Origin of the sequence: Microcoleus sp. S36b_A4 (assembly GCF_036700645.1) — a bacterium.
Classification (GTDB): domain Bacteria; phylum Cyanobacteriota; class Cyanobacteriia; order Cyanobacteriales; family Microcoleaceae; genus Microcoleus.
Genome location: NZ_JAUBPI010000103.1, coordinates 1 through 20,272, shown reverse-complemented (window position 1 = coordinate 20,272; position 20,272 = coordinate 1). Strand labels below are relative to the sequence as shown.

The window sequence follows — 20,272 nt, the reverse complement described above, 5'->3', positions numbered from 1 at the left end:
AAAAAATGGTGTAATGCTTGATGATTATCTAGCCCTATAACTTTCGCTATTGATGGTAGTGTTTTGCGTTTTATGTCTGATATCATACCGACATGTAAGTACTTAAAAGCTTCAAAGCTCCTAACTTCTGGAAATATGTTTTGATAAATTTGACAGTATTCATCTATAAAGTTGACTGTGGGTACTGGTTGACGAGGCTCTACCATAGGACTGGCAATGCTTTTGAGGTGTGTCACTGCTTATACTACCACGAGAGTGACAAAAGAGGGTTAATAGAGAATCGGCTGCATTGGGTTAAAGATGTGACGTTAAATGAGGATAACTGCATCCATCGAGGTGGCAATGCACCTGCGAACTGGGCAATGGTCAGACAATTTTTACTATTTCTAGCTCGGATGCTCGGTACAAGTACACTTCCTGAAGCTTTAAGATTTATGGCCAATCAACTTGAATATGTTAGCGAATTACTTTTCGGTTTATCTCATCAAGACCAACCAATTAAATCTCGCGCGTACTCGTCAGCAAATAGCCTTTCCCCACTGGTTTACTCTTTTGACAATTAATCCACCCTGCTACTTATTGAGCCGATACCGCTAAAATATGCTCAACTAGAAATTTTCGCCACACTACTTACCCCGCTATTCTTTCGCCCTTTCCCCACAACTTCCTCATCCGCTGCTGCAATTCCATCTAAAGCTCGATCGCCCGCCGCCTCTGACAACAAGTGAATTTGAATTTGATCCAACCGCGGCCCGCACACAGAAACAACCGTAAGTTCCACATTTTCTCCGCGCCAAACTTCCCCCACTGCCGGCATTCTTTGCAACTGATAACTCAGAAAACCTCCAATTGTCTGATATTCGTCAGTTACTGGCAGATCCACATTCAATATTTGATTCACATCATCTAAATTTAACTGCGCTTGCACTAAATAAGTGCGATCGTCCAATACTTGCAAAGCAATTTCTTTGCTGTCGGGCGACTCGTAGCTGCGGCCGATAATTTCGGCTATCAAATCCCGCAGTGTAACTAACCCGGAAATGCCGCCAAATTCATCGACTACGATCGCAATTTCTTCCGACGAACTCTGCATCAAAGGCAGCAGTTCCCCCAGCAGCATCATCTCCGGTACAAACCTCACCGAACGCATCCAAGGTAAAATTGGCGTATCGGGAGATAGCAAACCTTCAGCTAGGGGTTTTGCCAGTTGTTTGAAACCAATAATGCCGATAATGTCGTCTAAAGAATCTCCCGTCATGGGATAGCGGGAATGGTGAGAAATCGCCATTTCGTCGAGCAAAGTTTGAAAGGTTGCCGTCTTGGGAAGTGCGACAATGCTAGGCCTGGGCACCATTACTTCTTCTACCCAAACTTCGCCAAATTCAAACACGTTGTTGAGCAATTCTCGCTTTTCTGCTTCCAAGCCGCTGGATTCGCTGGAGGTAGCTATAATTAATTGCAATTCTTCGGGAGTAACCGGCCGGTGCCTTAGATCGTATTCGATGCCCGCAAACCGCAAGAGCGATCGAGTAGATTGATTGAGAAACGACACAAAGGGCTTGAACACACGGGCAATCAATAAACTCGGAGGCCCTAAACTTCTGGCTAGCTGTTCGGAATGCAGCAACGCTACAGATTTGGGAAAAAGTTCGCCCAGTACGATTTGCACGTAAGCTAGCAACAAAAAAGTTACTATTGATATGCTAAAAGAATGGGCGATCGCCGACTTGATGTAAATTGGCAGCGGCAAATAGCCGATCGACATTCGGACTAGCACGGCGATCGTACTTTCCCCAATCCAGCCGAGAGCTAAACTAGAAAGAGTTATTCCCAACTGCATTGTCGAGAGCAATCGCTCAATACTTTGCTGCAAAGATTGCACAGTTAAAGCTGCCACATCGCCAGCTTCCACTAACTGATTGATGCGCGATCGGCGTACCGTCACCATCGAAAACTCAGCCGCCACAAAAAAAGCATTGATCGCAATCAGCAACAGCACTGACAGCAACCGCGACAGCACCTCTGTCCAACTCATCGCGGGTAAATCAGATATGTCCTGCACTCTCGCCCCTAAAAGTGACACAATGCTCCCTAAAAAAACTTTCTCGATCAAACGTGAGAATCCCTTTGGAGGTTTTGCTCCTTTTGTTTTACTTCGCCACTGGAATGCCAGATATTTGCAACTGAAGTTTTTGACCTGGATAATCTGTCAGCGTCAGCGAAACTTCCTTAGCATTTTCCAGCAAAGCTGTGGGAATACTCACCGTACCGTAAAACACCTGCCCGTTGGGGGGCAGTTCCGACGGCAAATCCTCGGCAGTCGCGCTCAGGGCCCTGCCACGATCGTCAGTGACGTTCAAGAAACTGTAGAGAAACCTCACAGCTTGCGAGCCTTCATTTTTCATGCTCACGTCTAGCAGCATGGAATTGTTGCGCTGACTGGCCGCGCTCACTTCCAGGGTTATTCCTCCGTCGCGACTGTTCAGGGGAAACTTGGCGCTAGCATTTTGTGCAGCCGGTTTTTTTGCCGCGGCTGGTTTAGAGCTTGCCTTCTCTGTTTTAGTATTTGCCCCGGCCGTTTTTTCGGGATCGCGACCTTCTACCCGTGCTTTGACGGTTGTGAGAATGTCTTTTTCTTTCAAAATGCTCACTTGGTCTTTACTAGCCGTCTTTCCAGGCTTGCCGTTGCCAGCATTGTTGCTGGGACGAACATCGGGTTGAGTCGTTCCTTGCAAGGCTTCGCGACCTATAGTAAATCCCCAAACAGAACTCGTCACGCCTGCTCCAAACATGAGAGCGAGCAGAATTAGAGTCAGAACTACCGTCGAATTCACTGCCATTGCCTATAAGTTTATGCCGAGTCCTAGAAACTGCTTGGCCCGGTCGATCGGCTTGCCTAACATTGGCTCACAGGCGATCGGGACTCAGCAGATCTAAAGATTTTGATTTTTGTTCTCTAGTTCTAGCACGGACTGAGAAATTATGTTATAATTCATTTTCAGTTAGGTCGAACAAATCGACTTAACGGCAGTTGGCCGAGCGGTTTAGGCAGCGAACTCATAATTCGCCCCAGGCAGGTTCAACTCCTGCACTGCCGATTTTTCATAATTTAGGACGCTCAGCGCGCGAAAAACCCCGTTTCTTCCTAGAGGCTTGCTTACCCAAAAGCCCCTATTCTGGTAGAAACCGGGTTTTTTACGTTGTCAGCGGGCGGAAACGAAGTATTTTGCTCGGTGATGGACGCAAAAAGTGGCTTGACGCGCTAGTTACAGCGCACCCTAAGTAGTTTATTTAGCTGGACTTTGTTTAACAGTCATTTGTGCCCAATCTAAAATCTAAAATCTAAAATCTAAAATCCTATTATCCCTTAATTAACTCCACTCCGTCGCGCCCGTCGAGATCTTGAACGTAAACCTTAACTTGTTCTTCCTTTGCAGTCGGCAACTTTTTACCCGTAAAATCTGGCTGAATCGGTACTTCTCGGTGGCCACGATCGACTAATACCGCTAACCAAATTTTCTCCGGCCGCCCGTAATCGTTTACCGCATTCAAAGCTGCTCGACTCGTTCTGCCTTTATATATAACGTCATCTACCAACACCACGGTTTTGCCCGTCAAATCGAAAGGAATTTCTGTCTTAGCCGGTGTCCGCATCGCAACTCGATCCAAGTCATCTCGGTAAAAGGTAATATCCAAAGCGCCCACGGGTACTTTGACTTGTTCGAGCACTTCAATTTGATCTGCCAAAATTTGAGCTAAAGGCACTCCTCTACTATGAATGCCCAACAGCACTAACTCCGAGGGGTTCCCTGATTTTTCGATAATCTGGGAAGCGACGCGCGTGAGAGTGCGCCTCACTTCATCAGGGGATAAAATTTCGATAATTTTAGTCATGGGTTGCTGCGAGCTAATTGTTGGCTGTTGGCATATCGAACAATTGGAGATTTTAGATTTGAGGTTTTAGATTGACTTGACAGAGGAATCTAGGGGTTTGAACAAAGGTCAATCGATTTTAGATTTTAGATTTTAGATTTTAGATTTTAGATTTTAGCATTGACCCCACGGATAAATTCGGGGGCTTGTTGATCGGATACAGGTTTTTTATTTCTGGACGGATGAATCCGGGGGCTTGTATCCTGGATGCTTTGGGTCAAAACTTTTTTTGCTTCTGTCGGTGGCTTATATCTGTCTTCTGCTGGGCTTACCCAGAACGGATGAAAAGCAGATGCTGCGATTGCAATGCTTGGAGCGCGAACAATGGCAGAAATACGTTATTTATGTCTCCTGGACTGTTCGGGTGAGGTCATCAGTTAGCGGCTCAAACATAATAAGGTATAAAAAAGCAATGATAGTCCCAACCAAATCAGAAAGCAATACCGAGTTAATTGCAATGCTTGGCAAATTAGCGGCGCTGTGATAGGGTGATCCGGCTCGCCTAACAGCGGTTTGTGTTTGAGAACTCCGCGATAGGAATTAGTACCTCCTAGTTGTACTCCCAAGATGGCGGCGTAAACGCACTCGCTCCAACCGGAATTGGGGCTGGCATCTTTAACAGCATCTCTCTGACAAATTTGCCAAATGTAAATCGGTTTGCCCGATATAACGGCTAAAGTAATCACTGTTAGCCGGCAAGGAATCCACGTCAGCACGTCTTCTAGTTTGGCGCTAAACCATCCTAAATCTGTGTATGGGGCTTCTTTGTAGCCGATCGTAGAATCTAATGTGCTGGCTGCTTTGTAAGCGATCGCCAAGGGGACTATAGCAGTCGCCCACATCGAGTTAGGATCGATCGGCGAACCGGTAACACTTAATAATAGATGCGGCAGAGCGAACCCAAGTAAGGCATAAAATAGCGGTGCTGTCACGCCATCGACTGCATTCTCTGTTACAGTTTCTAACAATGCTCGCAGAATTTCTGGCTCGGATAAGTTTTCGGTATCCCGGCCGACGTAAAGGCTCAACCTTTCTCGCGCCTTGACTAAATCTCCAACATTTAAAGGTGCTAGCACATCCTCTGCTGCCGCCCTCAAACTGCGACCGGCAAAACAGCTTGCCAGCAAAATGGTCTGTATGGCAATACCTAAAACAGGATGCACCCAACTAGCAGCTTGGACGATCGACCAACTGACAGTATAACTGCCTACAATCAGCCCGATCGCTAGTATTGTACCAGCACATCGTAGCAGCAGTTTGTGCCGATCGCCAGCGGGACGATCCTCTGCTTCAGGCATTTTGCCTGCGGGATTATTCCATATATTAAAGACAAGTCGAGTATAGCGGTCAATCGCCCAACCCATCGCCTGCACGGGATGTGGCCAACCCCAAGGATCGCCGATCGAATAATCCAACACCGCAGCTAAAATCAAAACAGGAAATTCATCCGGCATCATTATATATTGTGTCAAACTTGATAGTCCGTCAATCGATTTTAGATTTTAGATTTTAGATTTTAGATTAAGGAATTGAAGAAAGCGACCCCACCGATCAATCCGGGGACTTGCGATGGGGAGCGAGGAGGTTTTTTCTCGCTCCACGGATGCCTCCGGGGACTCGAAGCATCTTCCTTGATTGTCAGAGCAGGAGCAATCGCCCCAGAGAGCAGATTTTAACTCCTGCTACCCTTGCAGACTTTGATTTTTTGAGGGGCGATTTTATTGTAGAAGGAAGAAGGAAGAAGCAATAAAGGCAAGGGTTTGAGCAATTCAAAACCTCATCATCATCAGGCGTGGTTGCTCTAACTGCTGAGATTAGTTTAGTCGCCGAGCAAGTGTACGTTCTCCTCCCAATTAACACCGTCAAAGGGTAGGATCTGAAAGTGTTCGATGGCATCTGAGTCAAGACAACGGACGTTGACATCGAAATGATCGGGATGCGATCGGGGGCGATAGAACGAGTGAATGCCGCAAATTCCGCAGAAAGTATGTTGAGCAGTTCCTGTATTAAATGTATAGGTGGTCAAAACATCTTGGCCACTGAGCAAGGTAAAACGTTCCGGCGGCACAATGAGGTGCAAAAATCCCTTCTTTTTGCAGATAGAGCAGTTGCAATCTGATGCTTCGTGTTTGTCAACGGCGACACGGAAGCGGACAGCTCCGCAGTGACAGCCACCAAAGTAAGTAACAAGTGTTGCGTCCATGTGTGCTTGCTGGCGATCGAATGAATGAACTTACCATTTAAATGATAAAGCTAGTTTCTTCGCCAAGAGCCGCTTGCCAACTGCGGACATCATAGTATAAGTCTTCGAGGGAAATACTGTACAGCGCTTCGGCAAGTTTTTTGTGCAATCGGTTCCACAAACTGAATGTTACCCAGTCCTCTGCTTGCGTCGCGTCGGGAAAATGTCGAGGTAAAGGTTCAATAGTTTCACCTACAGCCTCTAAGATTTGTCCTAAAGAGATTTGAGCGGGCTGGCGGGCCAATTGATATCCTCCTTGGGAACCCCGAACAGATTGGACTAAACCGGCTCGTCGCATTTCAATCAGCAATTTTTCTAGATACGGAGCAGGTAACTCCTGTCGCTTCGCTATCGATTTCACCGATGTCGGGCCATAGCGAGGTTGCAAACTTAGATCCAGTAATGCTTTGACACTGTAGTGTCCGCGTGTGGTTAACTTCATGGGATTTTAAGAGCGGGGCAAATATTCAGCTAGCTGATAGCTGATAGCTTATGCTACCGAGTTTAGAGATTGCTCGCATCGGTTGCAGCTACTCCTCAAGAAATACTGCAGGTTGTTAAAAATATTTAGATAATAGTGGTTAACAATTGAGCCGATCGGTGTAATATAGTTTTACGACCAGCTATAAAGCTAAAGTTTCTTGGTCAAACCAAAAACCAACCGAGAAAAAATCCGTACACCAGTTGAATATTTCAGGACTCAGTAAATGGCTAAAAAGAAAAATATCGAACCCCTTGAAGGCGAAGATCTGATCAAAAAGGTCAAAGACCTAGAGAACCTTACCAAGGAAGAAAAAGCTAGAGCCTGTGGCTACTACACCGTTACCAAGAACGGCGTAGAACGGGTCAACATGATGAAATTCCTCAATGCGCTGATTGATGCAGAAGGCATTCAGCTAGACGGGAAGCAAAACGGCAATGGACGTGGCGGACGCTCTGCCAGCTATCGGATTAGCGTTCAATCTAACGGCAACTTACTGATTGGAGCTGCCTACACCAAACAGATGGAACTCCAGCCAGGAGATGAATTTGAAATCTCTCTGGGACGCAAGCACATTCACCTGCGCCAAATTGATCGAGAAGAAGAAGTAGCCTAGGCCTTTACGACTTGCTTTGACTTCTTGCTTGAACAGGTTGGTTTGACTTCAAGCATTGACTGCAAGCAGACAATTGGCTCTGAAATCTTTTTGTGAGCCTCAAATAGTATGGCTTCTATAGATGGCAATGGCTCGACAACAGCCACTGCCACTACTTTATATTTTCCGAGAATACCTATTCTCGCCCCTCGCTCTATCCGTTTGGACAAGCGGGGGATTTTCCGCGTAGCTGTTAAAGAGAAGTTCGGCAACGGATTGTGCTACCGGATGTAACGGATGTAACGCATGGATGTTCACCAAGGGATTGTATAGCGGATTTAACGGATGAATGTTGAGTTTCGATGGTCGAGGTTCCACGCAAGAATCAGGTTTGGTTGAGCTAGGAAACTCACGAAAGCAAGAAAATGGCGGAGGTATTCTCAGCTAACAGTGCGTCATACTCGTTGAAAAAAAGAGTGCAACTGTAGCGAAGCTCGAAAGCAAGAGCTTCATCATTCATTCGGAATTATTTAATCTAAAATCTAAAATCTAAAATCTAAAATTGTATAAGTCTCGTGCTTGCTCGTGATTTGTGTCTGTATGCGAGGGGTTTTGAGGGCAAGGAAACACCTCGATCGCCCCGTCAGAGTGAAATTACAGGCTGGAACAGTTAAAGTGTTAGGGAGCAATTAGCCATCAGCCTATGCCGTTGCCCCGATTCGCGAGTAAAACTTCTCAACACCAAACAAAAATCTCCCTGCGTCACCTTCTAGTGGCATCTTTTGTGCTGCAAATTGTCGCCGTAGTCGGGATTGTCGGGTATCTGTCCTTTCGCAACGGAGACAAAGCAGTCGAAGAACTCGCGGATAAATTGATCGCGGAGACGGGAAAGAGAGTTGAAGAAAAGCTGATTTCTTTTCTCGAACCTACCCAGTGGGTAAATCAACTTAACGCTGAAGCGATCGAGCGCGGTGAATTAAACTTACAGTTAGAAAAGCCGCAGCCTCGGGGAGAGAAGTTCCTCTGGCAGCAAATGCGCTCGTTTAAAAGCATTCAGTGGATTTCCCTCGGTGCGGAAAAATCAGGAGAATATCTCGGAATTTGGCGCAACCCCACGGATAACAGCTTGCAAATTGTCGCGGCAAACAAGTCTACCAAGTTTCAGAGCATTTACTACGCTACAGACAGCCTAGGCACTCGCACCGCTAAATTAAAGGCAGAACCCAGAACCTACGATGCCCGTCTCCGTCCCTGGTACAAAGAAGCTGTCGCAGCTAATAAACCGATTTGGACGAGCATTTATCCGGGTTTTAATCCTGGGACTGTTTTTATTGCTGGCAGCCAACCGATTCGCGATCGAAATGGTAAATTGCTGGGAGTTTGTGGCGTAGACTTTTCGCTTTCGGAGCTTGAGCAATATCTGCATCGCATTAAGCTTAGCAAAACGGGACAAATTTTCGCGATCGAACGATCTGGCTTGCTGGTTGCCAGTTCGAGTCAAGAATCACCCTTTAGGAAGATGTCTGGAAAGCAGCAACTGCAGCGGGTGAATGTTTTAGACAGCCAAACTCCTGTCATTCGCACCGCAGCTAAATATTTGTACGAACACTTCGGGGGGTTTGGCGACATTAAGCAGCGGCAGCAACTGAAATTTAGCCGAGATGGGAAGGAATATTTTGTGGAAGTGCTGCCTTTTTCTGATGTTTACGGTTTGAACTGGCTGATTGCGATCGCAGTTCCCGAATCCGATTTTATGGGGCAAATTAACAAAAATACGCGCGCTACAATTTTACTTTGTTTGGCGGCGCTGCTGCTATCGACAATTGCCGGAGTGCTGACGGCGAGGTGGGTAACGCTGCCGCTGCTGCGGCTCAACGAAGCAGCTAAAGATATTGCCGCCAGAGAGTTTGATCGCCCTGTTACTGTCAGTAGGCTTGAGGAAGTCGGCGAATTAGCCCAGTCTTTTAACGAGATGGCAGCTCAACTGAAACAGTCTTTTCAAGCTTTGGCAGAAAGTGAAGAAAAATTTGCCCAACTGGTAGAAAATTTGCCTGTTGGAGTCTCGGCGATGAATCCGCGCGGCGCAGTTATTTTCATGAATTCGGCGGGTGAGCAGATATTGGGTAGAGGAGAAATGCCCGATGCTACCGCACAAGAGCTACCACAAGCTTATCAAATTTATATAACAGGCACTAATCAACTGTACCCTGCCGAGCAAATGCCGTTTGTGCGGGCGTTGAGTGGCTTCGAGGTGATTGCGGAAGATATGGATATTCGCCGAGACGGGAAAAATATTCGTTTGGAAGTGCGAGCGCTGCCGGTGTTTGACGGTGCGGGGAATATCCTTTATGTTCTTACTGTGTTTAAAGATATCACGGCTCGCAAACAGGCAGAGCAAATATTGGCTGACTACAACCGTACTCTGGAAATTGAAGTAGTCGATCGCACGATCGAGCTAGCCTCGATCAATGCCCGCTTGCAGCTCGAAATTGAGGAGCGCAAGCAAGCTGAAAAAATTATCCGTCAAGAGCGCGACTTTAACTTAAAGATTATCGAAAATTCCCCGATTTTTTTTGTGGCGATCGACTCTGAGGGTAAAATCCTGCTGGCGAATCACAGTATCCTGGAAGCGGTGGGCTATACTGCCACAGAAGTTGTAGGCAAGGATTACTTAGCGACATTTGTACCCCCAAGCGATCGAGCCGGATTACATTCAATTTTTACGGGCGTAACAGCGCGGGAGCAAACGGTTAACGAACATCGCATTCTCACTTCTGACGATCGAACTTTGTTAGTCGAGTGGTACGGCACACCGGTGCTCGACGAAGGTGGCAGCCTCGATTTTTTGTTTGGATTTGGGATTGATATTGGCGATCGCAAACAAGCACAATTAGCCTTGCAAAAAAGCGAAGCTCTGTTTCACAAATTAGCGAACACTGTTCCCGGAGAACTTTACATATTCGTGCAGCATCCCGACGGCTCAGTCAAGATGGAATATATCAGTCCTCTATGCCGAGAAATTCAAGAATTAGAGCCGGAGGAAATCCAGAACAACTCTGCTTTACTCTACGAACAAATACACCCGGACGATCGCTCCAGCCACTTCGAGGCATTTGTCAAAAGTGCCACTGATCTAGAACCATTTTCCCACGAGTGGCGGATTGTGACAGCATCGGGAAAACTCAAATGGCTGCAAGGCTATTCTCGACCAGAATTGCGCGAAAATGGAGATATTGTCTGGCACGGCATAATCATTGATACGAGCGATCGCAAACAAGCAGAACAAGAACTTCAACAAGCTAAAGAAGCCGCAGAAGCTGCCAACAAAACTAAAAGCCTCTTTCTCGCCAACATGAGCCACGAATTGCGAACCCCCCTCAACGCCATTCTCGGCTTCGCTCAATTAATGGAACCAAGCGCTAATTTAACTTTGCCGGAACAAGAAAATATCAAAATTATTCGCCGCAGCGGAGAACACCTGCTTCAACTGATCAATCAAGTTTTAGACTTATCTAAAATAGAAGCTGGGCGCATGACACTCAACGCCAAAGTTTTTGACTTTTACCGCTTGCTGGGGGATGTGCAAAATATGTTTCAGATTCGGGCGGCAAATAAAGGATTGCAATTAATTATTGACTGCTCTTGCGATGTCCCCCAATACGTGCAAACTGATGATATTAAGCTGAGAAAAGTGCTGATAAACATCTTAGACAATGCGGTTAAATTTACCGAAACAGGTTCAGTTTCCGTCACAGTATGGCACAAACAATTAGGAATCAATAAGCCTACCAAAAACTACTTAAATATTGGAGAACCTCAAAAAACTATTTTTATTGGGTTTGAAATAGCCGATACAGGAGTTGGTATTTTCCCGAAAAAATTAGAAAGCCTATTTGAATTATTGGTGCAAACCTCATCAGAAAAGCAAGTTCAAACAGGTACGGGTTTAGGATTAAACATCAGCCGCGAGTTCATAAGATTAATGGGCGGCGACATTACCGTCGAGAGCGAAGTGGGACAAGGGACGGTCTTCAAGTTTGATATTCAAGTTGTTACCGCAGTGGGTGCTGGTGAAGTCATCAATAAATATGTTGAAGTCAATGATTTATCGCAGAGTTCAAGTATGCTACAAGAAAAAATATCTGATAGTGCTGCAATATTTACGCTGGACTCCAAGCCAAAAGTTTCCCCAGAATGGACGAGGAATCTAAAACAGGCAGTTCGTGAGGCTGACTTCGACTTGATTGCCACAACTATTGAGGAAATCGGCAGCGATAATGATGTTTTTGCGGAAGTTCTGAGGAATCATCTATATAATTTTGATTATCAAAAAATACTAGATTTGATTGCGGAAATTGAGCTGTAGATTGCTGAGTTTTCGGGTGCGGCTAAGCTCACCTTATCTATAAAGTAGCTGTTCTGCATTGATGCTCCCAAAACAGTTATTTTAGCGACTGCCACAATAGTCATGATACGGCATAAAATCCTCGCTCAGATGCTCAATACACTCCGATAATTATCATGCTTGATTTGCTGCTAATAATTGAGTGTTTGAATTGACTTTTTTCAAGCTAGAGTTAACCCCCCCGATCGCCCTTTTGGTAAGGGGAAATCGAGGGGGTTAACTCTTATTTGTCAAGTATCGGAGGATATCAAGCAGGGTTCGCTTCGGCTCGTCTTTGTAACAGGCGGGCAATTTCAGCTTTTTCTACAAGTCCGACGAGGACACCATTTTCGCGAATGACGGGGAGTTCTTGTACTTTGAGTTGTTCCAGAAGGGTGACGACTTCGAGGAGGGATAATTCTGGTTTGACTGTTGTGGAAAATTCGATCGGCTTCAGGAGTTCTTTAACCAAAACTTCGGGCCAGCGTCCGGTAGGAATGGTTTTGAGGTCATCAAGGTCGATCGCACCTACCAATTGTCCGGCATCATCTGTTGCCAGGAATCTGCGCCAGGTTTGAGTGCTACCGATCACGTAGTTGTTGGCAAATTCTCTGAGGGACAAGTCTTGGGAGACGATCGGACTTTCGGGGGTAACAGCATCTGCGGCTGTCAGGCCTGCCAGTTGATTTTGGACTGTGGCATATTGGGCAGATTGACCGGCATTTTGCAGTAAGAACCAACCGATTACTAGATTCCAAATATTGCCAAAGATGCCTGTAGCAATGGCAATCCAACCAATTATTTGACCAACGCGACTAGCAAAAATTACACCTTTGTAAGGATTGCCAGTAATTTTCCAGACAATTGCTTTGAGGATGTTGCCGCCGTCGAGGGGCAAACCGGGAATTAAGTTAAATAAGGCTAAAACTAAGTTGATGGAAGCTAAAAGTCCGACGATGGCCGCTGCAGGGCCTGTGAGACCAGCACCGATGCCGATCGCTGTTAACAAACCGGATAAAAATAAGCTAACCAACGGGCCTGCAATGGCTACCCAAAATGCTTCGGCTGGGGTTTTAGATTCTCTTTCTAAATTAGCCAGTCCGCCAAACAGAAATAGCGAAATCGATTTCACGCCAATTCCCTGTTTAATGGCTACCCAACTGTGTCCTAATTCGTGGGCTAAGACGGAAGCAAATAACAGTAACGCTGTGAATAATCCCAGCATCCAGGGCGCTACGGGGCCCAATGTGGGAAACAGGGCAGCTAATGCGCCGCCGTACTGCCAGGTTACTAAACCCAGAACTAAAAACCAAGATGCGTTGACAAAGAAGGGAATCCCAAACAGGTTGCCGACGCGAAATGTACCGTTCATAATGGCTACCTCTGATTTTACGAATGAGAGGTTTTTCTCTCTGTCTCCTTATCGTAACGAAACGTAACGGCGATGTTAATGCTTCAATTAGGGTGTTATCCGTCTGTGGAGGTTCGGTTTGCTGAATAATTACCGCCGACTGCGGTTTTGCCCGCTAGGGGTTAAATATTCTTATCTCAAAACGGAAGTTTTTGCTATGAGGCTTGAGGAGGATATCTTTTTTAATTTTCTGTTTTTGTTTTCAGTCGGTTTTAACTCAAATCTTGCACCTCTGTCATGAACAGACAAGATGCCTGTTCCACAAAAATTAAATGTTCTTGTGGCCCTTGCTCCTAGCCCGCCCGTAAAAGCTTTATTGAGAATGGTGCAACCTCTCAGTTTTAACGGAATGCCAGCTTTGAGACGGAGAAGTAATTCATGGCGGACTATTACACCTGTGGCAAGATCGCAGTTTCAAGCAGGTTTAACTATAATGACTTACCCTAAGAATAGTTTTGATCCTGATAATTATGCCAGAATCTTTTTTGCTCGGCCGGCTGCTACTGCAATTCAACAGCGAAGTCGCTGATATCATTACAGACTTATCCGCTGTCGCTTCAACTCCAGACGGCCATTTGTGGCTGGGTTCCGATGAGACGACTTCGATCGAGCGTTTGTCGCTTGTCGCGCCTCATATTTTTGGAGAACATCAAAGATTTGCGATCGCAGATTTTATCGATCTACCTGGAAAATGCGAAATCGATATCGAAGGCATGGATTTCAGCAGCGATTATCTTTGGCTGGTCGGTTCTCACAGCACAAAACGCAAAAAAACTAAAGGCAAAGACGCCGACAAAGATATTGAAAAATTAGCACAAATCGAGACAGAGGTCAACCGCTATTTGCTGGCGCGCATTCCTATGAAAGACGGAATTTTGTGCGAGTCAATTTCCCCTTCAAGCAATCCCGAAACTCGACTTAAAGCGGGATGTCTGCAGCGGACAGAAACGGGCAATTTGCTGACAGACGCGCTCAAAGATGACACCCACCTCGGCTTGTATTTATCTGTGCCGATTCCGAGTAAAGAAAATGGCTTTGATATTGAAGGGTTGGCGGTGCGGGGCGATCGCATTTTGCTCGGTTTGCGGGGGCCGGTGCTGCGGGGTTGGGCGATAATTTTAGAAATAGAAGTTGAAGAGGCAGAACCGGGAGTTTTAAGGCTTAAGGAAATTGGGAAAGGAGGGAAATTGTACAACAAACATTTTCTTGATTTAAACGGTTTGGGGGTGCGAGAATTGTGCTGGAATGGGGAAGATTTGATTGTTTTAGCCGGGCCGACGATGACTTTATCTGGGGCGACAAGGGTTTTTCGGTTGAAGGAAATTTTAGGGCGATCGGGCGACAGTATTAGTGGACAAGATGGGGGAGATTTGGAGGTATTGTTCGACTTGCCTTTTAAGGTTGGTACGGACAATGCTGAGGGATTGAGCCTGTTTCCCTATTTGGACGGGCAGAATTCGCTGTTAGTGGTTTACGATTCGCCGGATGCGGGGAGAATAATTGAAAAAAATTCTATCCTGGCTGATGTTTTTAGGTTGGGTTTGTAGTAGTATGCTGCGTCATAATGGGAGATATTTGGGATAATTAATCACCCATGAACGGATGCACCATGCGATTAGGAAGGTGCGTCAGATGGGATTTTTGGGAGAATTAATTCGACCTTAACTGACGTACCCTACAAGTGGGGTTAATTGTCGATCGCATCCCTTCGCCGCTGGCTGTAGCGTTTCAATTCATCAATTAAGTGAGTATCGTTAGAAGCTGTTCTCGCGCCCGCTTCCGCCGCCCAACGCTTCAAATCTTCAATTTGCGATCGCGCGATCGCAGCTAAAGGTACTGTATCCTCGATCGACCTCAAAATATCCTCCGTCATCAAATCCCGGCGCTGTCCGTTGACAAAAGTGCCAAAGGCTCGATACAATCCATCTATTACAACTTGCTCGATTTCTGCACCGCTAAAATTCTCAGCGCGCTTCGCCAAAACTTCTAAATCAAACTCGCGCAATCTAGTCGGCCGCAGTCGCTGCAAATGCACTTTAAAGATATCTTGCCTTTCCGATTCTGAGGGCAAATTCAAAAAGAAAATTTCATCAAATCGGCCCTTTCTCAGCAACTCGGCCGGCAAAATCCTGACGTTATTTGCAGTTGCAACAATAAACACCGGACTGGTTTTTTCCTGCATCCAAGTAATCAAACTGCCGAATACCCGGCGCGAAGTTCCCGAATCGCCGTCGCCACCGCTGATAATGTTGCCGAAGGCTTTATCTATTTCATCGATCCACAAAACGCAAGGTGCGATCGCCTCTACTAATTGTATCATTTGTCTAACCCGACTTTCGCTTTCCCCGACCACGCCGCCAAACAATCTCCCCGTATCCAATCGTAGCAGCGGCAAACGCCATTCTGAGGCTATTGTTTTCGCAGATAAAGATTTGCCAGTTCCTTGAATTCCTACTAACAAAACTCCTTTCGGATTCGGTATGCCGTAGCGACGCGCTTCATCAGTAAAAGCATCTTGCCGCATTTTTACCCACTGTTTCAAATTCTCCAAGCCGCCAACACTTTTTAGGGATTCTCTGGAGTTAAAAAACTCCAAAATGCCTGTTTGGCGAATTGCTTGCTGTTTTTCCTCCAAAACTCCGTCAATATCTGACTCGTTAATTTGCTGTTTTGCGGCCAAAGCTTTAGCCAAAACTCGTCCGATTCTAGCGCGGCTCAAACCCTGACAAGCTTTAACCAACTGTTCCCTTGCTAAACCGCTAACTTGCAACTGTTGCGGCTTTTCCACAACGTGGGAAATTAAACTGTCGATTTCTTGGACGTTGGGCAAAGGAAAATCAATTACTGTTACTTCTTCTTTCAATTCCTCCGGTAATTCCAGCGTGTGAGAAGTAAGAACTATAGTTTTTTTGCTGCGCTTTAATTCTCGCGTTAAATTTCGCAATTCTCGCACTACTGCCGCGCTTTTTTCGCTGTATGGATATTTCAAAATTGGGTGCAAATCCCGCAGTACAAATATTGTATATTCTTCAACTGCAGTTTTGCTGACGCGATCGAGCGCCGCCATTACCGAACCTTTCCCAGAACCGTTATCCTCCCAGCCGCGCACAAGATCCCACCGCAATACCCGGCGCGCGGGAGTTACTTGCAGCGCTACTTGGGCAATTACGGCTTCGACCGGTTCCTCCTCCGCGCCGACAATGTACAGCAGCGAATAGCGGGCGCGAATCATCAAATCTAGTCGCTTTACCAGTGCCTCGAAATGGTTATTTTTACCGCCATTGATGGCATCTAATTCTTTGGATTGGGGGTAATTTTCTGTCATTCTATTTCATATCTTAGATGTATATTCAACTTTATTAAATATTTGGTTTGCAGTCAGGACTTTAGCCATTAAAAAGGACTTAACCGGAGTTAAGGCTTGTAGTAAGGACTTGACTCCTTAACAACTATTTAGCCGGACTAAAGTCTGTACTGCGAACGTTAAAATTATAACAGAATAGTGACCAGTTGGCTACTTAGCAACTTTTCGAGCTTGTTTCACCATTTCAATGAGAGTGTGGTGAGCATCTTCGGCGTCTTTTAAAGTGCGATCGAAATTTACTCTAACGGGCACTGTTTCGTCGTTGACTTTAGCTGTTAAATCCATGCCGTTAGCATCAATAGCGAGCATTTGAGCTTCCGTTGCCTGCGGTTGGTCGCCAAATGCTTGAGCATATAGCACGACAGCGCTAGCGTGGTCTTCGTTCATGTGAGTGCAGATGCGATCGCTAATCTCAGTGGAAAATGTTTCTGACATGGGGAGATTCCTCAGATGCAATATCGATCGATTGTACTGCGATCGGTACAAACTTTTCAACCGCGATGAATTGCATCAAGAGTTATGAGTGAAATAAAAGGAGAAAGAAGGAAGAACCAGAAGACAATAATATCGAGCGATTCAGTAAGTCAAAAAGTCCTCATCAAACCGAACTTTCTAGATAATCATTAGAATTAGCTCCACCCTTGCCACGGGCTGACTTCAAGCACCCCAGAGGGTTTTAACACTACCTTAAATTGAGAAGAATGCTGATGTTTACCAGCATTGCGAAAGGAAGAAAGAGAAACTTGTTGAATAAAATCACCCGCTGCTTGGTTCAGCGGCTGACAATCTGTAATTACCCCTTCTTCATTCACGGCAACACGATAAACTAATGAAGTGCTGAAGGTGGGAGTCGAGCGCCAACTTTTGTCAATTTGGTCGTAAACTTTCCGGTTCAAATGTGCAATTTCACCGGAGGAGATAATTTCAGAAGGTGCTGCCTCTACCTCTGGTGCTGGAGAGTGAACCTGAGTCGCAATCGGGACAGATACAGGCCAAAGCTTAATAGTTTCATCTCCGCTACCGCTGGCTAAAACAGTATCTTGAGAGCTAAAAGCAACTGACCAAACCGGCTTAGAATGCTCGGCAAAATTTGTCATCAGTTCGCCTGTTTTTAAGTTCCACAGCTTGATAGTTTTGTCGTAGCTGCCACTCGCTAAAGTTTGTCCATCCGGGCTAAAAGCAACTGACTGCACCGGGTCGGAATGTCCTGTTAATGTGTGCAGAACTTTGCCATTTGTAAACTGCCACAGCTTAACATTTTTATCCGCACTGCCACTCGCTAAAGTTTTCCCGTCAGGACTGAAGGCAACTGAGTTCACCGGCCCGGAATGCCCAGTCAGGGTGTAATTGCCGCCATCATCAAGCCACCAAATCTTGATAGTTCCATTCTCGCTGCCGATTGCCAAAATTTTACTGTTCGGGCTAAAAGCCACAGATTGAATCCAGTCTGTATCTGGAAGTGTGCCCAGTAGTTTGCCATCGGGAAAATTCCACAATTTTACAGTTTTGTCGGTACTGCCAGAAGCGAGTAACCTTCCATCCGGACTGATACTTATTGCCTTGACATCATCCGCATGACCTTTCAATGTATTGATGAGTATGCCGGTTTTGAGATTCCACAATTTAATCCGGTTATCCCAACTCCCGCTAGCCAGAAGATTGCCGTCAGGACTAATGGCGAGGGATTCAATTGCATCGGTATGTGCTTTTATGGTGTAAAGCAATTCGCCGGTTTGCAAGTTCCAGATTTTGATAATGCCACTATAACTCCCGCTGGCTAAAGTTTTGCCGTCTGGACTGAGTGCGATCGCGTAAATCCACCCTGAATTATCTTTAAAACTGCTAGAATATTGAGTGAGCAACCCCGATTTAAACTGCGATACAGTTGTTTCTAATTCCGCAAAATACCTGTATAAGCCTATGCCCGTCGCAGTTACAACTGCTGTTAATGTCAAGGCTAAACTTTTCCATTTAACGGCTTTTGATATCATAAACATGACCTCCAAAACTAAGTTTATGTAAAATAAACTTCCGGATTTCAATTCCCGAAAATTATCGCGGAGGTTGCGGCTGGATTCTCACTTTGATAAATGCTATCCAACACTTTTATTTAGCACTGTTACTTTGTCTGCGGTTGGCTGATGTTTTTGTGGTTTAGATTGGCGCTCAATCCAGGTGCGACAGAGGAATAAAAATATTATGGCGGTTATCGCTGCAATTCCAACAGGCGTTAAATATGTCCAGTGATCGGCCATTTTATCCCAGATATGCCAGGTTACTAAAAACATAGCAAGGTAAGTGAGACTCTGCAATTTTTTCCAATTTTTCTTGAGCCTTTTCACACTCCAATCATTAGACGTGATAGCCAAGAGAGTAAAAATAATGAATGTTGATACTCCCTGAAAGTAAACAAAATAAGTTTTGAGATCGAAGACATCAAAGTTTCTTTGTTTGAAAAAGACGAATCCGTGAGCTACAGCTAAAAAGAAAGAGAGCAGACCAATGAAACGCCGATATTTCAGCAGCCATTGGGGAAAGCCCGTTTTTTTTGTCAGAGGGAAAACAATTCTCAAATTTGTGGGAAGCAGTGTGAGGATATAGGCTGTTAAGGCCGCAAATCCCAGGAAACTCGCCTGAGAGAATGTATCTAAATCCATCGTTGAAAATTGCATAACTTACTCTCATTGCTAAGTAGATAAACTCCAATTGAAGCTAGGCTAGCTTTTGGAAATTGCAATGTCAATTAAGTTTTAAGCTTAAAACACTTATTCGCAAAAATAGCTGGTTAAAAGTTGAGTTGTTACCTATAAAAAAAGGTCAGAATTAGCTGACCTTGGGTTGAGGAGATTACCTGAACTTTTGGCTAGGTATCGCGCCCAACTACAAACTGATAATACCCCCTTTCCATAAGAAAGGACTCAGGGTAAACGCATCTTAACTGTAACCCAAAATATGCTACAGTTAAATCCGACTAAATTTCAATGTAGTTTGTTGTAGTTTAGGGTGCTATCAATGGCAAGAGGTTTTAGTAAAGCTGTAACTTCCCAACAAAAACAAACAGATTCATTGCCTTCAATGAATATTTTAAATGCCAGTTTTTTAGAACATTTTGCCAAATTTGAAAGACCCCAGAATAGAAAGAAGTAAAGAACACTTACTCAAAGATATTATAGCGATTGCGATTCTAGCTATTATCAGCGGTGCCGACGGATGGGTGGCAATAGAAGCCTATGGTAATGCCAAATATGAATGGTTAAAAAGCTTTCTAGAATTACCGAATGGCATACCATCTCATGACATATTTAGTCGGGTATTTGCCCGAATTGAACCACAACAGTTTTAAGAATGCTTTTTGAGTTGGGTAAATGCGATAGTCGGGGAATTAGAACTAAACGTGATTGCCATTGATGGCAAAACAATGAAACAATCTTATGACCGAAATGACCAGCAAAAAGCGCTACATATAGTTACAGCATGGTCTTCATCTCATCAATTGGTTTTAGGTCAAAAAAAGTCGATAAAAAATCAAATGAACTGACAGCAGTTCCGCAATTAATAGAAATGTTAGAAATTGCCGGAAGTGTAATAACCATAGATGCTATGGGTTGTCAAAAAGACATAACATCTCTGATTATCAAGAAAAAAGGAGATTATGTTTTAGCTTTAAACGGGAATCAAAAACTCCTCTATCAAGCTGTGAAAGAGTGGTTTGAAGTAGCTAAAAAAGAAGATTATTTAGGCAGAGACTACAGTCCGGCATGAGCAAGTAGAAGCTGGACATCATCGAGTGGAAAAAAGACAAGTGTGGACTGTTGATGTATCCGAGTTACCACCTCTGCATAATCAAGAATTATGGACGGGA

Annotated in this window: 18 protein-coding genes, 1 tRNA gene and 1 pseudogene; 8 read left to right on the top strand and 12 right to left on the bottom strand. The window is 45.1% G+C overall.

From position 1 onward, the window contains the following. A pseudogene (locus QUA03_RS24430) lies at positions 1 to 206 on the bottom strand (IS701 family transposase); the annotation flags it as partial. 96 nt (positions 207 to 302) lie between these two features. Here QUA03_RS24430 and QUA03_RS24425 point away from each other — a divergent pair. Beyond that, positions 303 to 563: a hypothetical protein gene (locus tag QUA03_RS24425; RefSeq protein WP_333215716.1), complete on the top strand. Its 261-nt coding sequence runs from the start codon at positions 303 to 305 to the stop codon at positions 561 to 563. Positions 564 to 604: 41 nt separating this feature from the next. On the opposite strand, the gene QUA03_RS24420 is transcribed toward QUA03_RS24425, so the two are convergent. Beyond that, a complete protein-coding gene (locus QUA03_RS24420; RefSeq protein ID WP_333215714.1) occupies positions 605 to 2,035 on the bottom strand; it encodes a hemolysin family protein in 1,431 nt (476 codons plus the stop codon). A 115-nt stretch (positions 2,036 to 2,150) separates the two neighbouring features. Next, positions 2,151 to 2,840, bottom strand: a complete 690-nt coding sequence (locus tag QUA03_RS24415) for a hypothetical protein (RefSeq protein ID WP_333215712.1) — start codon at positions 2,838 to 2,840, stop codon at positions 2,151 to 2,153. Positions 2,841 to 3,025: 185 nt separating this feature from the next. Between QUA03_RS24415 and QUA03_RS24410 the strand changes: the two genes are divergently transcribed. Then, positions 3,026 to 3,098: transfer RNA gene (locus tag QUA03_RS24410), tRNA-Ile, on the top strand. A 262-nt stretch (positions 3,099 to 3,360) separates the two neighbouring features. Here the strand turns inward: QUA03_RS24410 and pyrR are convergent. The 4 genes from pyrR to QUA03_RS24390 all read right to left on the bottom strand — a co-directional run bounded on the left by pyrR (position 3,361) and on the right by QUA03_RS24390 (position 6,617). Further along, positions 3,361 to 3,894, bottom strand: a complete 534-nt coding sequence (gene pyrR / locus QUA03_RS24405) for a bifunctional pyr operon transcriptional regulator/uracil phosphoribosyltransferase PyrR (RefSeq protein WP_333215710.1) — start codon at positions 3,892 to 3,894, stop codon at positions 3,361 to 3,363. Positions 3,895 to 4,310: 416 nt separating this feature from the next. Continuing rightward, positions 4,311 to 5,390: an adenosylcobinamide-phosphate synthase CbiB gene (cbiB, locus tag QUA03_RS24400; RefSeq protein WP_333215713.1), complete on the bottom strand. Its 1,080-nt coding sequence runs from the start codon at positions 5,388 to 5,390 to the stop codon at positions 4,311 to 4,313. A 362-nt stretch (positions 5,391 to 5,752) separates the two neighbouring features. Further along, a complete protein-coding gene (locus QUA03_RS24395) occupies positions 5,753 to 6,136 on the bottom strand; it encodes a GFA family protein (RefSeq protein ID WP_333215708.1) in 384 nt (127 codons plus the stop codon). 37 nt (positions 6,137 to 6,173) lie between these two features. Then, entirely contained in the window at positions 6,174 to 6,617 is a 444-nt protein-coding gene (locus tag QUA03_RS24390) for an Rrf2 family transcriptional regulator (protein ID WP_333077293.1), read from the bottom strand. Between the two features lie 265 nt (positions 6,618 to 6,882). On the opposite strand from QUA03_RS24390, the gene QUA03_RS24385 reads away from it, so the two are divergent. From QUA03_RS24385 to QUA03_RS24375, 3 genes are all read left to right on the top strand, one after another. Next, positions 6,883 to 7,272: an AbrB family transcriptional regulator gene (locus QUA03_RS24385; RefSeq protein WP_333060228.1), complete on the top strand. Its 390-nt coding sequence runs from the start codon at positions 6,883 to 6,885 to the stop codon at positions 7,270 to 7,272. A gap of 108 nt (positions 7,273 to 7,380) precedes the next feature. Beyond that, the gene (locus QUA03_RS24380; RefSeq protein WP_333215706.1) at positions 7,381 to 7,545 is read left to right on the top strand and encodes a hypothetical protein; all 165 of its coding nucleotides are present in this window, start codon (positions 7,381 to 7,383) and stop codon (positions 7,543 to 7,545) included. A 409-nt stretch (positions 7,546 to 7,954) separates the two neighbouring features. Continuing rightward, a complete protein-coding gene (locus tag QUA03_RS24375) occupies positions 7,955 to 11,617 on the top strand; it encodes a PAS domain S-box protein (protein WP_333215704.1) in 3,663 nt (1,220 codons plus the stop codon). Between the two features lie 286 nt (positions 11,618 to 11,903). On the opposite strand, the gene QUA03_RS24370 is transcribed toward QUA03_RS24375, so the two are convergent. Next, on the bottom strand, positions 11,904 to 13,007 hold the full coding sequence (locus QUA03_RS24370; RefSeq protein ID WP_333215703.1) for a site-2 protease family protein: 1,104 nt from the start codon (positions 13,005 to 13,007) through the stop codon (positions 11,904 to 11,906). Positions 13,008 to 13,516: 509 nt separating this feature from the next. On the opposite strand from QUA03_RS24370, the gene QUA03_RS24365 reads away from it, so the two are divergent. Continuing rightward, entirely contained in the window at positions 13,517 to 14,593 is a 1,077-nt protein-coding gene (locus tag QUA03_RS24365) for a DUF3616 domain-containing protein (protein WP_333215701.1), read from the top strand. A 140-nt stretch (positions 14,594 to 14,733) separates the two neighbouring features. On the opposite strand, the gene QUA03_RS24360 is transcribed toward QUA03_RS24365, so the two are convergent. From QUA03_RS24360 to QUA03_RS24345, 4 genes are all read right to left on the bottom strand, one after another. Then, positions 14,734 to 16,371, bottom strand: coding sequence for an AAA family ATPase (locus QUA03_RS24360; protein WP_333215699.1), 1,638 nt, complete (start codon positions 16,369 to 16,371; stop codon positions 14,734 to 14,736). 189 nt (positions 16,372 to 16,560) lie between these two features. Next, positions 16,561 to 16,845: a DUF2470 domain-containing protein gene (locus tag QUA03_RS24355; protein ID WP_333215697.1), complete on the bottom strand. Its 285-nt coding sequence runs from the start codon at positions 16,843 to 16,845 to the stop codon at positions 16,561 to 16,563. Positions 16,846 to 17,039: 194 nt separating this feature from the next. Continuing rightward, the gene (locus QUA03_RS24350; protein ID WP_333215695.1) at positions 17,040 to 18,401 is read right to left on the bottom strand and encodes a WD40 repeat domain-containing protein; all 1,362 of its coding nucleotides are present in this window, start codon (positions 18,399 to 18,401) and stop codon (positions 17,040 to 17,042) included. 102 nt (positions 18,402 to 18,503) lie between these two features. After that, on the bottom strand, positions 18,504 to 19,082 hold the full coding sequence (locus QUA03_RS24345) for a ferric reductase-like transmembrane domain-containing protein (protein WP_333215693.1): 579 nt from the start codon (positions 19,080 to 19,082) through the stop codon (positions 18,504 to 18,506). A gap of 437 nt (positions 19,083 to 19,519) precedes the next feature. On the opposite strand from QUA03_RS24345, the gene QUA03_RS24340 reads away from it, so the two are divergent. Together QUA03_RS24340 and QUA03_RS24335 are read left to right on the top strand one after the other, a co-directional pair. Next, on the top strand, positions 19,520 to 19,753 hold the full coding sequence (locus QUA03_RS24340; protein WP_333215691.1) for a transposase family protein: 234 nt from the start codon (positions 19,520 to 19,522) through the stop codon (positions 19,751 to 19,753). A gap of 131 nt (positions 19,754 to 19,884) precedes the next feature. Continuing rightward, complete coding sequence (locus QUA03_RS24335) at positions 19,885 to 20,172, top strand: ISAs1 family transposase (RefSeq protein ID WP_333215689.1); 288 nt, start codon at positions 19,885 to 19,887, stop codon at positions 20,170 to 20,172. Positions 20,173 to 20,272: the final 100 nt, after the last annotated feature.